The organism is Paracoccus sp. FO-3, from assembly GCF_006386455.1.
Classification (GTDB): Bacteria; Pseudomonadota; Alphaproteobacteria; order Rhodobacterales; family Rhodobacteraceae; genus Paracoccus; species Paracoccus versutus.
The window spans coordinates 1-13136 of the sequence record NZ_VCBQ01000050.1; the positions used below are offsets into that span (position 1 = coordinate 1).

Annotated in this window: 17 protein-coding genes and 1 tRNA gene; 8 read left to right on the forward strand and 10 right to left on the reverse strand. The window is 69.5% G+C overall.

Features of this window, described 5'->3' with window-relative positions; translation table 11 throughout:
* On the reverse strand, nucleotides 1–420 hold a 420-nt coding region (locus FE811_RS14765), incomplete at its 3' end, for a GNAT family N-acetyltransferase (protein WP_140847965.1).
* A 98-nt stretch (nucleotides 421–518) separates the two neighbouring features.
* On the opposite strand from FE811_RS14765, the gene FE811_RS14770 reads away from it, so the two are divergent.
* Together FE811_RS14770 and FE811_RS14775 are read left to right on the forward strand one after the other, a co-directional pair.
* Nucleotides 519–1295: an AzlC family ABC transporter permease gene (locus FE811_RS14770; RefSeq protein WP_083539059.1), complete on the forward strand. Its 777-nt coding sequence runs from the start codon at nucleotides 519–521 to the stop codon at nucleotides 1293–1295.
* Nucleotides 1292–1624: an AzlD domain-containing protein gene (locus tag FE811_RS14775; RefSeq protein WP_036759337.1), complete on the forward strand. Its 333-nt coding sequence runs from the start codon at nucleotides 1292–1294 to the stop codon at nucleotides 1622–1624. The genes FE811_RS14770 and FE811_RS14775 overlap by 4 nt, the downstream gene beginning before the upstream one ends.
* Here FE811_RS14775 and FE811_RS14780 read toward each other — a convergent pair.
* From FE811_RS14780 to FE811_RS14795, 4 genes are all read right to left on the reverse strand, one after another.
* Nucleotides 1609–2256 (reverse strand): hypothetical protein, encoded by a 648-nt coding sequence (locus FE811_RS14780; RefSeq protein ID WP_052096194.1) that lies wholly within the window; start codon nucleotides 2254–2256, stop codon nucleotides 1609–1611. The two genes, FE811_RS14775 and FE811_RS14780, sit on opposite strands and share 16 nt — an antisense overlap.
* A 23-nt stretch (nucleotides 2257–2279) precedes the next feature.
* Nucleotides 2280–2432: an aa3-type cytochrome c oxidase subunit IV gene (locus FE811_RS14785; RefSeq protein ID WP_024845773.1), complete on the reverse strand. Its 153-nt coding sequence runs from the start codon at nucleotides 2430–2432 to the stop codon at nucleotides 2280–2282.
* Nucleotides 2433–2494: 62 nt separating this feature from the next.
* Nucleotides 2495–3517, reverse strand: coding sequence for an MBL fold metallo-hydrolase (locus tag FE811_RS14790; RefSeq protein WP_036759335.1), 1023 nt, complete (start codon nucleotides 3515–3517; stop codon nucleotides 2495–2497).
* Nucleotides 3514–5205, reverse strand: coding sequence for an acyl-CoA dehydrogenase (locus FE811_RS14795; protein ID WP_116221933.1), 1692 nt, complete (start codon nucleotides 5203–5205; stop codon nucleotides 3514–3516). Before FE811_RS14795 ends, FE811_RS14790 begins: the two co-directional genes overlap by 4 nt.
* A gap of 114 nt (nucleotides 5206–5319) precedes the next feature.
* On the opposite strand from FE811_RS14795, the gene FE811_RS14800 reads away from it, so the two are divergent.
* Nucleotides 5320–6270, forward strand: a complete 951-nt coding sequence (locus tag FE811_RS14800; RefSeq protein ID WP_140847968.1) for an L-threonylcarbamoyladenylate synthase — start codon at nucleotides 5320–5322, stop codon at nucleotides 6268–6270.
* 3 nt (nucleotides 6271–6273) lie between these two features.
* Here FE811_RS14800 and FE811_RS14805 read toward each other — a convergent pair whose 3' ends face one another.
* On the reverse strand, nucleotides 6274–6846 hold the full coding sequence (locus FE811_RS14805) for a YqgE/AlgH family protein (protein WP_036759328.1): 573 nt from the start codon (nucleotides 6844–6846) through the stop codon (nucleotides 6274–6276).
* Nucleotides 6847–6953: 107 nt separating this feature from the next.
* Between FE811_RS14805 and FE811_RS14810 the strand changes: the two genes are divergently transcribed.
* The gene (locus FE811_RS14810) at nucleotides 6954–7736 is read left to right on the forward strand and encodes a protein-disulfide reductase DsbD domain-containing protein (RefSeq protein ID WP_072461694.1); all 783 of its coding nucleotides are present in this window, start codon (nucleotides 6954–6956) and stop codon (nucleotides 7734–7736) included.
* Between the two features lie 9 nt (nucleotides 7737–7745).
* Here the strand turns inward: FE811_RS14810 and FE811_RS14815 are convergent, their stop codons facing one another.
* Both FE811_RS14815 and FE811_RS14820 read right to left on the reverse strand, forming a co-directional pair.
* Complete coding sequence (locus tag FE811_RS14815) at nucleotides 7746–8552, reverse strand: uracil-DNA glycosylase family protein (RefSeq protein WP_116221934.1); 807 nt, start codon at nucleotides 8550–8552, stop codon at nucleotides 7746–7748.
* A gap of 102 nt (nucleotides 8553–8654) precedes the next feature.
* Complete coding sequence (locus FE811_RS14820; protein ID WP_036759324.1) at nucleotides 8655–9056, reverse strand: hypothetical protein; 402 nt, start codon at nucleotides 9054–9056, stop codon at nucleotides 8655–8657.
* Between the two features lie 154 nt (nucleotides 9057–9210).
* Here FE811_RS14820 and leuB point away from each other — a divergent pair, with 154 nt between their 5' ends.
* The 3 genes from leuB to FE811_RS14835 all read left to right on the forward strand — a co-directional run bounded on the left by leuB (nucleotide 9211) and on the right by FE811_RS14835 (nucleotide 11616).
* Nucleotides 9211–10329: a 3-isopropylmalate dehydrogenase gene (gene leuB, locus FE811_RS14825; RefSeq protein WP_036759322.1), complete on the forward strand. Its 1119-nt coding sequence runs from the start codon at nucleotides 9211–9213 to the stop codon at nucleotides 10327–10329.
* 60 nt (nucleotides 10330–10389) lie between these two features.
* Nucleotides 10390–11343: a DMT family transporter gene (locus tag FE811_RS14830; RefSeq protein WP_072461696.1), complete on the forward strand. Its 954-nt coding sequence runs from the start codon at nucleotides 10390–10392 to the stop codon at nucleotides 11341–11343.
* Nucleotides 11344–11539: 196 nt separating this feature from the next.
* A tRNA-Pro gene (locus FE811_RS14835) sits at nucleotides 11540–11616 on the forward strand.
* A gap of 98 nt (nucleotides 11617–11714) precedes the next feature.
* On the opposite strand, the gene FE811_RS14840 is transcribed toward FE811_RS14835, so the two are convergent.
* Both FE811_RS14840 and FE811_RS14845 read right to left on the reverse strand, forming a co-directional pair.
* Entirely contained in the window at nucleotides 11715–12329 is a 615-nt protein-coding gene (locus FE811_RS14840) for a Bro-N domain-containing protein (RefSeq protein ID WP_116221935.1), read from the reverse strand.
* Nucleotides 12329–12622, reverse strand: a complete 294-nt coding sequence (locus tag FE811_RS14845; RefSeq protein WP_116221936.1) for a hypothetical protein — start codon at nucleotides 12620–12622, stop codon at nucleotides 12329–12331. The genes FE811_RS14840 and FE811_RS14845 overlap by 1 nt, the downstream gene beginning before the upstream one ends.
* Before the next feature lie 93 nt (nucleotides 12623–12715).
* Here FE811_RS14845 and FE811_RS14850 point away from each other — a divergent pair, with 93 nt between their 5' ends.
* Nucleotides 12716–13132, forward strand: a complete 417-nt coding sequence (locus FE811_RS14850; RefSeq protein WP_116221937.1) for a helix-turn-helix domain-containing protein — start codon at nucleotides 12716–12718, stop codon at nucleotides 13130–13132.
* Nucleotides 13133–13136: the final 4 nt, after the last annotated feature.

Genomic DNA, 13136 nt, shown 5'->3' on the forward strand with positions numbered 1-13136 from the left:
GGCCGCCTCGACCAGCGCCCGCGCGATGCCGCGCCCGCGCCATTGCGGCAGCACCGCGATCCCGTCCAGGACCAGGTCCGCCGTCTCGGCGCCGGGCCGGTAAAGCCCGGTCGCCAGGTGGCGCAGCCGTCCGCGCACCGGCCCCCAGACCGCGACGAAGCCGCCGTGCCCCGGATCGAGAAAGCCGCCCCCCGCATCGCGCAGCCCGGCGATTCCCAGCAGCCGCCCCGAGGGCGACAGCGCCACCAGCGCGCCCTGCGGCCGCATGGCGGCGCGGACCAGCGCCGCGCCCTGCCGCGGCCCTGCCGGCCAGGGCAGGATCTGCGCCCCGAAATGCCGCCAGTAAAGCGCCGCCGCCGCGCCCCGCAACTCGGGCGGGATGCCGCGCAGGATGCGGGGCGGGGTCTGCGATCCGGTCATGGCTGTCCCTGCATGTTCTTGTATGGTGGTTCTTGTGTCGGGCGGCGGTTTTGGCCATTGTGCCGCCAGCCTTATCCGCATCGCGAGCCTTTTTCACCATGTCCGCGCAAGCCGGCCTTGCGGCCCAGCCCAGCCACTCCCCCGACCAGAGCCGCGCGCTGCTGCGCAGCCCGGCGCAATGCCTGCGCCACGGCTTCCTGCAGGCGCTGCCCTTTATCCTGGTGCTTCTGCCCTTTGGCATGCTGTTTGGCGTGGTGGCCACGGATGCGGGGCTGGACCTGCCGCAGATCCTGGGCTTCACCGTGCTGGTGCTGGCCGGCGCGTCGCAATTCACCGCCGTCCAGCTGCTGACCGACCAGGCGCCGGCGCTGGTGGTCATCGTCTCGGCCATCGCGGTCAACCTGCGCATGGCGATGTATTCGGCCTCGCTGGTGCCCTGGCTGGGCGGGGCCAGGCCGCGCGACCGGGCCTGGATCTCCTATGTGCTGATCGACCAGACCTATGCGCTGGCGATCCAGCATTATGAAAAGCACCCGCGGCTGAGCATGGGGCAGCGCATCGGCTATTTCCTGGGCGCGGCGCTGGCCACCTGCCCGTTCTGGCTGCTGGCCACGCTGCTGGGCGTCTGGCTGGGCAACGCCATCCCCGAGGGCTGGGCGCTGGATTTCGCCATGCCCGTCACCTTCCTGGCGCTGATCGCGCCGATGCTGCGCAGCCCGGCCCATGTCGCGGCGGCGCTGGTGGCGGTTGTGGCCTCGCTGGCCTTTGCCTTCCTGCCCTCGGGGCTGGGGCTGTTCGTGGCCGCGCCGCTGGCCATGCTGGCCGGCGCCGGGGTCGAGGTATTGATGGAACGCAGAAACGGAGCCCGCCTGTGACCGGCTATAGCGATGTGACGATCTGGCTGATCATCCTGACCGTGGCGCTGGGAACCTATGGGCTGCGCTGGTCCTTTCTTGGCGCCTTCGGCAGCCGGCCGATGCCGCTCTGGGCGCAGCGGCTCTTGCGCTATACGGCGGTGGGGGTGCTGCCGGCCATCGTGGCGCCGCTGGTGGTCTGGCCGGCGGCCACGCATGGCGAGCCCGATCCGGCGCGGATGATCGCGGCAACGGTGGCCGTGGCGGTGGGCGTGGCGACGCGCAACGTGCTGGCGGCCATCCTGGGCGGGATGGCCACGCTTTACACGGCGCTTTACCTCATGACGTGAAGCTGGCCGTCGCGGCCATAGCCGGCGATCGCGCCGCCTTTCTGGCGCAGCAGCACGTCGTGGTTGTTGGCCGGGTCGCCGTCCATGTGCCGGCGCGAGGTCACGCCCGGCAGCGTCAGGAACCATTCGCGCAGCTTGAGCGGCGAAAAGCCGGTGGGCGCGCCTTCGAATCCGGGCACGCGGCTCAGCGCCTTGCCGGTGTTGACGGCGCAGAAGCTCTTGTTCGAGGCCCCCTGCCGCTCGACCGAGCGGATCGCGGCCTCGGCGATGGCCAGCGGCACCTGCACCGTGTCCTCGGCCACCCAGTAGGTCGAGCGCGCGTGATAGTCGATGTAGAAGTTCCTGAAGTTCGGCGTGATGCCGTAAAGCACGTCGTGCCGTTCGGGGATCGCCGGATGTTCCCAGCTGCCGGCGGGATCATAGATCACCCGCTGGCTGCCGTTGATCATCACCGCGGAATGCCCGCCTTCGCCGCGGGGGATGCCGATCACGGTGAACAGGGTGATCGAGGGCGGCCCCTCCGCGACATAGCGGGCGCGCCGGATCGACTCGTCGCTGGCCCATTTGTTGTCGGAGCCGCAGGCCGCAAGCGCGGCCGGCAGCGCCAGCGCAAGGAAGGCACGCCTTTGCATCTTTGGTCTTTCCCCGGTCAGGATCAGGCGTTGGCCAGAGCCATGAATACCAGCACGGCAATGGCCAGCACGCTGACCCAGGTCGCGGCCTTGATGAAGCCTGCGAAGGTTGCCTGGTGGTGACGGATGTCCATTTCGCCGTGCTTGTGTTCGGTGATTTCGTGATGCGAGGCCATGATCCTGTCCGTAAAACGATGCGATGCGTCGGGGGCAGGGATAACCCAAGGCGCCGGCCGTGTCACGCCCCCCAAAGCACCGCGCCCGATTCGGTCTGGCCCACGGGCCACACCCGGCCGGTCGCGCGCAGGTGGTTGATGTGGCCCACGGCCTCGGCCAGGGCGAGGCCGAATTCCGGCTTGGCGATCTGGCGGCGATAGAGCAGCGGAAAGCAGCCGACGGTGCTTTGCGGCTGTTGCCGCAGCCCGTCCAGCAGCCGGTCCAGCGCGGCGCGCTGGTTCTCGGCCAGTTGCCGCAGCCGGGTCGGCAGGCCGCGATAGGGCAGCTTGTGGCCGGGCAGGACCAGTTGCTCGGGCTGCGCGAACCCGGCCAGCCGCTCGCAGCTTTCCAGCCAGTCGCCGACGGAATCGGCCTCGGGCTCGGTCGGATAGACGCCCAGGTTGGGCGAGATCGTCGCCAGCAGCTGGTCGCCGCCGATCACCAGGTCATCGTCGAGCGACCACAGGGTGGCATGTTCCGGCGCGTGGCCATGGCCCATGCGCAGGGTCCAGCGCCGCTCGCCGAAGGCCACCTGCTGGCCCTCGGCCAGCCGCCTGTAGCCGGGGGGCAGGGGCGCGCAGACATCGGCGCTGTTGAAGGGGCGCTCGTGGCTGCGTTCCTCCAGCAGCTCGGGCGGCATCCCGGCCTGGCGCCAGAAGGCGATGGCCTGCGGCGTCGGGCGTTCCTGCACGTCCAGGATGCCCATCCGCGCCGTCAGCCAGGCCGAACGCGAGGTCCAAAGCTCGGCCCCCTGGGTCTGGAACCAGCCGGCCAGGCCCATGTGGTCGATGTGGTGATGGGTGGCGATCAGCCGCCTGACCGGCGCGCCGGCCAGCGGGCCCTGCAGGATGCCCTGCCAGATGCCGCGGGTGCGGCGGGTGTCCAGGCCGCTGTCCACCAGCGTCCAGCCATCCGCGTCGCGGAAGGCATAGACATTGACCGTATCGGGCTTGAAGGGCAGGGGCAGCTGGAACCAGAACACGCCGGGGGCGATCTCATGCGCCTCGCCCTCGGCCGGGGGGTTATGTGTCTCGCTGCGTATCACCCGGCCATTTGACCCAGCAGCACGGCGTCGTCAAGCGCCTCAAGATCGGCCAGCCCGGCGCGCGCCGCCGCCAGGTCGGCGGCGAATTGCGGCAGGATGCGGGCGATGTAGAGCCGCGCCAGCGCCTTGCTGCCGCCGCCGGTCGCGGCGCGCAGATGGTAATGCGCGCCCAGCACCCGCGCAAAGGCGGAGAGGTAGGGCACGGCGCCGGCAAAGCGGTCCGGCATGTTCCGGTCCAGCAGTTCCTGCGTCGTCTCGCGCAGGGTTTCGGCGGCCTGCCACAGCTGGTTGGCCAGGTCCGGCTCGGCCGACTGCGCGGCCTTGGCGCCGTCCAGGATCTCGTCCAGCAGCGCCATCGCCGCGGCGCCGCCATCGGCCAGCTTGCGGCCGACCAGGTCCATGGCCTGGATGCCGTTGGTGCCCTCGTAGATCGCGGTGATGCGCACGTCGCGCAGGTATTGGGCGGCGCCGGTTTCCTCGACATAGCCCATGCCGCCATGCACCTGCACCGCGGTATCGGCGACGCGGATGCCGACGTCGGTGCCATGCGCCTTGGCGATCGGCGTCAGGAAGGCGGCGCGCGCCGCCCATTCGTCCAGGCCGGTGGCCCGCGACATGTCCAGCGCCACCGCGCAGGCCATGCAGATGGCGCGGGCGGCAAAGACCTCGGCCCGCGATTCCGCCAGCATCCGGCGCACGTCGGGATGGCGCAGGATCGGCCCCGCCTGCACCCGTTCGGCGGCATAGGCCACGGCCTGCTGCAAGGCCGCCTCGGCCTGGGCCACGCCCTGCACGCCGACGCCCAGCCGGGCCGCGTTCATCATGGTGAACATGGCGGCCATGCCCTTGTGCTCCTCGCCCACGAGCCAGCCCTTGGCGCCCTCGAAGCTCATGACGCAGGTCGGGCTGCCGTGGATGCCCAGCTTGTGTTCCAGGCTGACGACGCGCAGGTCGTTGGCGACGCCCGGCTTGCCACTCTCGTCCGGGATGAACTTGGGCACCATGAACAGGCTGATGCCGCGGGTGCCCGGCCCGCCGTCGGGCAGGCGCGCCAGCACCAGGTGGCAGACGTTCTCGGTCACGTCGCTGTCGCCCCAGGTGATGAAGATCTTCTGCCCGGTGACGCGATAGCTGCCGTCGCCCGCGCGTTCGGCGCGGGTGGTCAGCGCGCCCACGTCCGATCCCGCCTGCGGCTCGGTCAGGTTCATCGTGCCCGACCATTCGCCCGAGATCAGCTTCGGTAGGTAAAGCGCCTTGAGTTCGTCGCTGCCGTGATGCTCCAGCGCCTCGATCTGGCCCTGGGTCAAGAGCGGGTTCAGCTGCAAGGCCAGGCAGGCCGAGGCGAGCATTTCGTTCACCGCCATGTTCAGCGCCTGCGGCAGGCCCATGCCGCCGTATTCGGGATCGGCGGCGATGCCGATCCAGCCGCCCTCGGCCAGGGCGCGGAACGCCTCGGCATAGCCGGGGGACGAGCGCAGCTTGCCGTTCTCCAGCCGTGCGGGGGTCAGGTCGCCGGCGCGGTTCACCGGGGCGATCACCTCGGTCGCCAGCTTTCCGGCCTCGGTCAGGATGGCGGCCATGGTCTCGGCCGTCGCCTCGGCAAAGCGCTGGGTGACGGACAGGTCTGGAAACGACACGACCCGGTTCAGAATGAACGCGATCTGTTCGACCGGGGCTTGATAGGCCATCCGCACTCTCTCCCTCTGGCGCCTTGGCAAATCCGGCTGCGGCGCGTAACTGATGCCTTGGGCTTCGATCATATTTGCCGGCCCGCGTCCATCAACCACAACCCGACGTAACGAATGCAGACGCTGATCCTTGGCCATGACCCGCAGGGCGTGCGCGCCGCCGCCGACCTGCTGGCGCAGGGCGAACTGGTCGCCATCCCGACCGAGACGGTCTACGGGCTGGCCGGCGACGCCCGCAATCCGCGCGCCGTGGCCCGCATCTACGAGGCCAAGGGGCGGCCCAGCTTCAACCCGCTGATCGTGCATCTGCCGGACCTGGCGGCGGCCGAGCGCATCGCCGTCTTCGACGATGCCGCGCTGGCGCTGGCGCGGGCCTTCTGGCCGGGGGCGTTGACCATGGTGCTGCCGCTGCGGCCCGAGGCCGGCATCGCCTCGCTGGTGACGGCGGGGCTGGATACGGTGGCGATCCGCGTGCCGGCCCATCCGGCGGCGCAGGCGGTGCTGCGCGCCTTTGGCGGGCCGCTGGCGGCGCCCTCGGCCAATCCCTCGGGGCGGATCAGCCCGACCACGGCGGCGCATGTCGCCGACCCCGAAAGCGGGCTGGGCGGGCACATCGCGGCGGTCCTGGATGCGGGCGCCTGTCCGGTGGGGGTGGAATCGACCATCGTCGGCTGGGTCCGGGGCCGGCCCGCCCTGCTGCGCCCCGGCGGCGTCGCGGCCGAGGCCATCGAATCCGTGCTGGGCCAGCCGTTGGCCCGACCCGAAGGCAATGCCGAGGCGCCGACCTCGCCGGGGCAGCTGACCAGCCATTACGCGCCGCGCGCCAGCCTGCGGCTGAACGCCGGGGATGCGCGGCCGGGCGAGTTGCTGATCGGCTTCGGCCCCGTCGCGGGCGAGATGACGCTGAGCCAGACGGGCGATCTGGCCGAGGCCGCGGCGCGGCTGTTCGACCTGCTGCACCGCGCCGATGCCGAGGGGCGGCCCATCGCCGTCGCGCCGGTGCCGGACGCGGGCCTGGGCGCCGCGATCAACGACCGGCTGCGCCGTGCTGCCGCGCCGCGCTAGGGCTCAGGCGTGGCCCGCGCTGGGCGACAGCATCAGGGGGTCGATGCCCAGCGATTTCAGCGCCGCGCGCCATTTGCCGGGATTGTCGGTGCCGAAGATGATCTCGTCGCCGCGCTCCGAGGTCAGCCAGCCGTTGTCGCGGATTTCCGAATCCAGCTGCCCCGGCCCCCAGCCGGCATAGCCAAGCGCCAGCACGGCGGGCTGCGGGCCCTGGCCGCGCGCGAAATCTTCCAGGATGTCGCGGGTGGTGGACATGGCGAGGTCGTCGGTGATGCGCATCCGGTTCTCGCCCAGGTCGATGTCGCGGGGGGCGCGATGCAGCACGAAGCCGCGCCCCGGCTCGACCGGGCCGCCGAAGCGGACGGGGATGTCCAGCGCATTCGTGCCGGCCTGGATGCCAAGCTGCGCCAGCAGGTCGGAAAAGCCGATCTCGGGCAGCGGGCGGTTGACCACCAGCCCCATGGCGCCGTCCTCGGAATGGGCGCAGACCAGGATCACGGATTGCTCGAAGCGCGGGTCGCGCATGCCGGGCATGGCGATCAGCATCTTGCCGGTCAGGTTGCTCGACTGGTCCATGATCTGCTCCGTCCTTTTCCTCAAGATCGGCCCTGTCGGCTGTTTTCGCAAGGGATTGCCGCTAATGTGACTTCACCCCGAGGGGGCGGGACGACTAGAACGGCAGCATGAAGACCCTTGCCCTGCTATTCATGACCGCCGCGCCGGCACTGGCGCAGGATCTGCCGCCCGGACTGGCATCCGCCGAACTGCTGCCCGGCTGGACCACGGCCGAAGGCCACCGCATGACCGCGCTGCACCTGCGGCTCGAGCCGGGCTGGAAGACCTATTGGCGCAGCCCCGGCGATGCCGGCGTGCCGCCGCGCTTCGACTGGGGCGCCTCGCGCAACCTGGCCCAGGTGCGGCTGCTCTGGCCGCGCCCCGAGGTGATCGAATCGGGCGGGGAGCGCACGCTGGGCTATCACGGTGAACTGGTCCTGCCGATCGAGATCACCCCGGCCAGCCCCGCCGCGCCGGTCGAGCCCAGGGCGGTGGTGGATTTCGGCATCTGCCAGGACATCTGCGTGCCGGTGCGGGTGGAATTGCAGGCCGGCCCCCCCGGCCCGGCGCCGGATCCGCTGATCGAGGCGGCCATCGCCCGCCAGCCCGAGACCTCGGACCGCCAGCCCGAATGCCGCATCGCCCCGATCCAGGACGGCATGCAGGTGACGGCCACCCTGCCCGCGGCGGACAGCGCCCGCGGCGACGAGGTGGCGATGGAACTGGCCGATGACGAGATCTGGGTCTCGGCCCCGGAAACGCATGCAGCCGGCGGCCGGCTGGCGGCGCAGGCGGATTTCGTCGCGGCCTCGGGCAAGCCCTTTCCGCTGGATCCGCAGGCGCTGCGGGTGACGCTGATCGGCCCCGACGACGCGGTCGAGTTCCGCGGTTGCCGCGAGGCGGCGGACTAGCCGCCCCGCCTAGCCCTCCAGCCGGGCCGCCACCGACAGCAGGTCGGCCCAGGCCTCGCGCTTGGCCAGCGGCGTGCGCAGCAGATAGGCCGGATGCGCCATCGGCAGCGCCGGCAGGCCGAAGGCCGTCGTCCAATTGCCGCGCAGCTTCAGGATGCCCTGCTGGTTCAGCGCCGCGATGCAGGGCGTGTTGCCCATCAGCACCAGCAGTTGCGGCTGCGCCAGCTCGACATGCCGGGCCAGGAAGGGCAGCATCATCGCGATCTCGGCCGGCTCGGGGCGGCGGTTGCCGGGCGGCCGCCAGGTCAGCACGTTGGTGATATAGAGCGCGTGTTCCGCATCCACCGCCTTGCGCGACAGGCCGATGGCGCCGAACATCTGGTCCAGAAGCTGGCCGGCGCGGCCGACGAAGGGGCGGCCCTGACGGTCCTCTTCCTCGCCCGGCGCCTCGCCGATGATCATCACCCGCGCCGCCGGATTGCCGTCGCAGAAGCAGAAGTTGCGCGCGCCCTTCTTCAGCTCGATGCCGTCGAAGGCTTCCTGCGCCTCGGCCAGTTCGGCCAGGCTGGTCGCGGCGGCGGCCATGGCCTCGGCGCGGGCGACCACATCCTCGGCCTCGTCGCGCGGCTGCGCCACGACCGGCGCGGCCTGGACGGCCGGGGCAGGGGGCGGTTCGGCACGGTCGGGCGCGGCATAGCGGTCGAGCGGCGCGTCGAGGCATGGCTCGTCCGCGCCCAGCTCGGCTTGCCATTGCAAAAGCGCCAGCGCCGTCTCGGCGTCCAGCGCGAATCCCCTGTAGGTCGGTTCGGCGGTCATGGCCGCAGGCTAGGGCGCGGCGCGGGCGCGGGCAAGATGCGACGCACAGCTGCGATTGCGCGAGCGGCACGATGCCTTGCCCCCGGTCGCGCGACGCCAGCGTTACTGCGATTGCGTCAGCGGCGTGGTGCCGCCGCCCATGCCGACCAGCCGCTGGATCAGCGGCCTTGCCGTCGGCCCGATGCGGTCGCAGGCGCCCGGATCGTCCAGCAGCTTGAAGGCTGGCCCGTAATAGGTGCGGTCATAGGCCGCGGCGTCCAGCCCCAGCTTCGCCGCCAGAAGATCGCCCGTGCCGGTGATCAGCGTCCATTCCCCGTCGGTGATCGCGTAATCGGGGCAGTTCGAGGTGATGACGTTCACATTCGCCAGTTCCGCGATCAGCGATTTCGCCTGTGGGTCGGACAGGCCCGAGACATCGGGAAGCTTCACGGTGATGCCCCCGTCCGCCAGCGCCGCGCCGGTCCCCAGGACCAATGCGCCGGCCAGAGCCGCGAGTGCTTTCATGGATTGCCCCCTTGCTTGTTCTGGACGTTCGGTTTCGCGCGCCCATCCCGCCCGATCCGCCGGTCCCGTGCAACCCAATTCGCCGTGAACTTGACGCAGCACAGGCGCAAGGATACGCGATTGCCAACAGCCAGAAGCATAGAGGATGCCTGCGATGACGACCTATTCCCTTCTGATCCTGCCCGGCGACGGCATCGGCCCCGAGGTCATGGCCGAGGTGCGCAAGGTCATCGGCTGGTTCCAGCAGAACCGCGGCCTGTCCTTCGACGTCAGCGAGGATCTGGTCGGCGGCGCGGCCTATGACAAACATGGCAAGCCCCTGGCGGACGAGACCATGGCCAAGGCGCAGGCGGTCGATGCGGTGCTGCTGGGCGCCGTCGGCGGGCCGAAATACGACGACCTGGATTTCTCGGTCAAGCCCGAGCGCGGCCTGCTGCGCCTGCGCAAGGAGATGGACCTGTTCGCCAACCTGCGTCCCGCGCAATGCTTCGACGCGCTGGCCGATTTCAGCTCGCTCAAGCGCGAGGTGGTGGCCGGCCTCGACATCCTGATCGTGCGCGAACTGACCTCGGGCGTCTATTTCGGCGAGCCGCGCGGCATTTCCGCCGACGACACCCCCGGCAACGAGGGCGGCCGCGTCGGCGTCAACACCCAGCGCTATACCTCGGGCGAGATTCGCCGCGTCGCCCGCTCGGCCTTCGAACTGGCCCGCAAGCGCGGCAACCGCGTCTGCTCGATGGAAAAGGCCAACGTCATGGAATCCGGCATCCTCTGGCGCGAAGAGGTGCAATGGGTCCACGACAACGAATATCCCGACGTGGAGCTGTCGCACATGTATGCCGACAACGGCGCCATGCAGCTGGTGCGCAATCCGCGCCAGTTCGACGTGATCGTGACCGACAACCTGTTCGGCGACATCCTGTCGGATGCGGCGGCGATGCTGACCGGCAGCCTGGGCATGCTGCCCTCGGCCAGCCTGGGCGCGCCGATGGAGAACGGCCGGCCCAAGGCGCTTTACGAGCCGGTGCATGGCTCGGCCCCCGACATCGCCGGGCAGGGCAAGGCCAACCCGATCGCCTGCATCCTCAGCTTCGCCATGTGCCTGCGCTATTCCTTCGGCCTGGGCGCCGAGGCCGACCTGCTGGAAAAGGCGGTCGAGAAGGTGCTGGCCGACGGCGTGCGCACCGGCGACCTGATGGGGGCCGAGGGCGGCAAGCCGGTCTCGACCGCCGAGATGGGCGACCACATCGTCGCGGCGCTTTCGGCGCTGTGACCGGCAGGTCGCGCCCGCATCGCCGGGCGCGGCCCAACCTGCGAACCGTCGGGGAGGGGCATGACGGCGGGCAACATCAAGGGCGCGCTGCTCGCCCTGCTGGCCATGGGGCTCTATTCGACCCATGACGTGATCATCAAGGTTCTGGGCGCCACCTATCCGGCGCTGCAGATCCTGTTCTTCTCGGCGCTGCTGTCCTTTCCGCCGCTGGCGGTGCTGCTGCTGCGCGACCCGACGCATGGCACGCTGCTGCCGCGCAACCCGTTCTGGGTCGGGCTGCGCTCGCTTTGCATCGTCATCTCGGGGATCGGCGGGTTCTATGCCTTTTCGGTGCTGCCGCTGGCGCAGGTCTATTCCATCCTCTTCGCCGCGCCGCTGATCGTCACCGTGCTGTCGGTGCCTCTCTTGGGCGAAAAGGTCGGGCTGCATCGCTGGCTGGCGGTCTGCGCCGGGCTTTGCGGCGTGCTGGTCGTGCTGCGCCCCGGCGTGACGCCCTTGGGGCTGGGGCACCTGGCGGCGCTGATGGGGGCGACGGCCACGGCGCTTTCCGCCATCGCCGTGCGACGCCTGGGCCGGTCCGAGCGGACGGTGATCCTGCTGCTTTGGCCGATGATCGGGAATTTCCTGCTGACCGGCGCCTCGCTGGGCTTCGCCTATCGCCCGATGGAGCTGGGCGACCTCGCGCTGACCGGGGTGATCGCGGCCTTGGGGCTGGCGGCGGGCTTCCTGCTGATCCTGGCCTATCAGGCCGGCGAGGCGGCCAATGTGGCGCCGATGCAATATTCGCAGATGCTCTGGGCGGTGGGTTACGGCTGGTTCCTGTTCGGCGAAAGCCCGGACGGGCCGACGGTGCTGGGGGCGGGTCTGATCATGGCCTCGGGGCTCTACATCCTGATGCGCGAGCGGCTGGGCGCCTCGCGCCTGCGCCCGGCGACGCGGGCGCGCCTGGGCGCCGAGGCGGTGACGGCCCCGCGCTGGAGCCTGTTGCAGCGCCTGCTGCGCGCGCGGGGCTGACGCGGAAGGCTTCCTGCATTCGGAAACCGCGCTGATGCGCCTGCTACGCGCACGGGGCTGACGCGGCACTCGCCCGGCACCGGCAGGCGAGATCTCCGCGCTTGCTGTGCGCGGGGCTGACGCTGTTTTCTGCGGCTGTCCCGCAAGATTCCCCCTTGCATTCCGCCGCCCCAGGGGCTACCTGCCCCTTCACGGTCGGAGCGTAGCGCAGCCTGGTAGCGCACCTGCTTCGGGAGCAGGGGGTCGGAGGTTCGAATCCTCTCGCTCCGACCATGGAATTCTTGATAAGGGGCAGGTAGTTTTGCCTTTTTGATCATGAGAATTGCCTCTCCCAGCCACTGATTTCTCGTCAACGCACTGATTTCGTGTGGCTAAAGGTGCTCGGGAGCGAGTCCGCCACTAATAGTGATGGTCGCACACGAGGGGAGCGACTGGATTCGCCTTTCCGTCAAACGCCGGACGCTGCTGCTCACCGCCTTACATATCATAGCCACCGTGCACCATGTTGCGCGATCTGATCGACGCGTTGGGCGGAAAGCAGACTGACGGCTGACGCCGGACCGCAGCAGCTGGTTCTCGGCCTGCAACAATTCGATCAGGCGGTCGGCGCTGATCTCGTGCATCTGCGGCTCGCCACCGGGCAGTTCATAGCGGCCCTGGCTGCGCAACGCCGGCAGCACCTCGGCCGTCACCCATTTGCGGAACCGCTTAGCTGCCGGCTTCCGGCTGGTCAGGATCAGCGCGTAGAGGCCGCTTTCGTTGATGATGGTGGCGTTCGGGTTGCCGCGAATACCCTCACTACTGTTTAGGGTATTCAGATTGACCGTCTGGATCTCGTCAGCCTCAAGGCGGCTGATCGCAACAGTCGGGTTCGAATGCTCCAGCACCCGGCACACATCTGCGGCGACGAACCAGGGCGCGTCGTCGCGCATCACCACGCGGACGGCCTGTTCCTCAAAATCGAAGGGGATGATCGCGGCGGTCATCACGCGGCGCCCCGCTTGCGCTGTGCCGCGCGGATCTGATCGGCGTGATCCAGCAGGCGCCGCTCGTAGACCTGACGAACGAAATCTGGCCCCGCCGCCTCGATCAGGCGGGCAAGGATGTCCTGCCCGTTCTCGCCTCGCGACTGACCGAAGGTGGCCTGACGCGCCACCGTTTCGATGACGCCGTTCTCTCGGCACCATGCACTGAAATTGGTGCCGTTCGCGCGCAGCCCGCCGATGACCGCCTCATGGAGGACGGCGCCGGGCTGGAAAATCATATCCTGCCGTGTCATGTCTGTCTCACTTGCCTGTCGCGGAGCGGGTGCCGCATGGTTAAAAGTGAGATTAGGTTTACAAACGTATACCGTCAAGAGGAAGGTTTACGAATGTCGTCTTTTTCTGACCGGCTGCGGGAGGAACGGTTGCGGCTGAATATGGTCCAACCGCAGCTGGCCGAAATTGGCGGTGTGGGTAAGCAATCGCAGATCAACTATGAGAGCGGGAAACGTCAGCCAGACGCCTCCTATCTAGCCGCCATCGCGGCGGCGGGTGCGGACGTACTCTACATCCTGACAGGCGAGCGCCGCTCTGGACTTCCGGCGCCCACGGCCAATCAGCTTCCCCCGCGTCTGCGCGAACGGCTGGCCACCGCCATCGAGGCGATCGAGGAAGGGCTGGCTGCCACGAACAGAACCGCGCCGCCCGCCGTCAAGGCCCAGTTAGCGCTGGCCGCGTATGACATTCTTGCCAGCCAGGGCGAATCGGCCTCGGCTGAAATCATTCGTTTGGTAAAAACCGCTTGAGGTA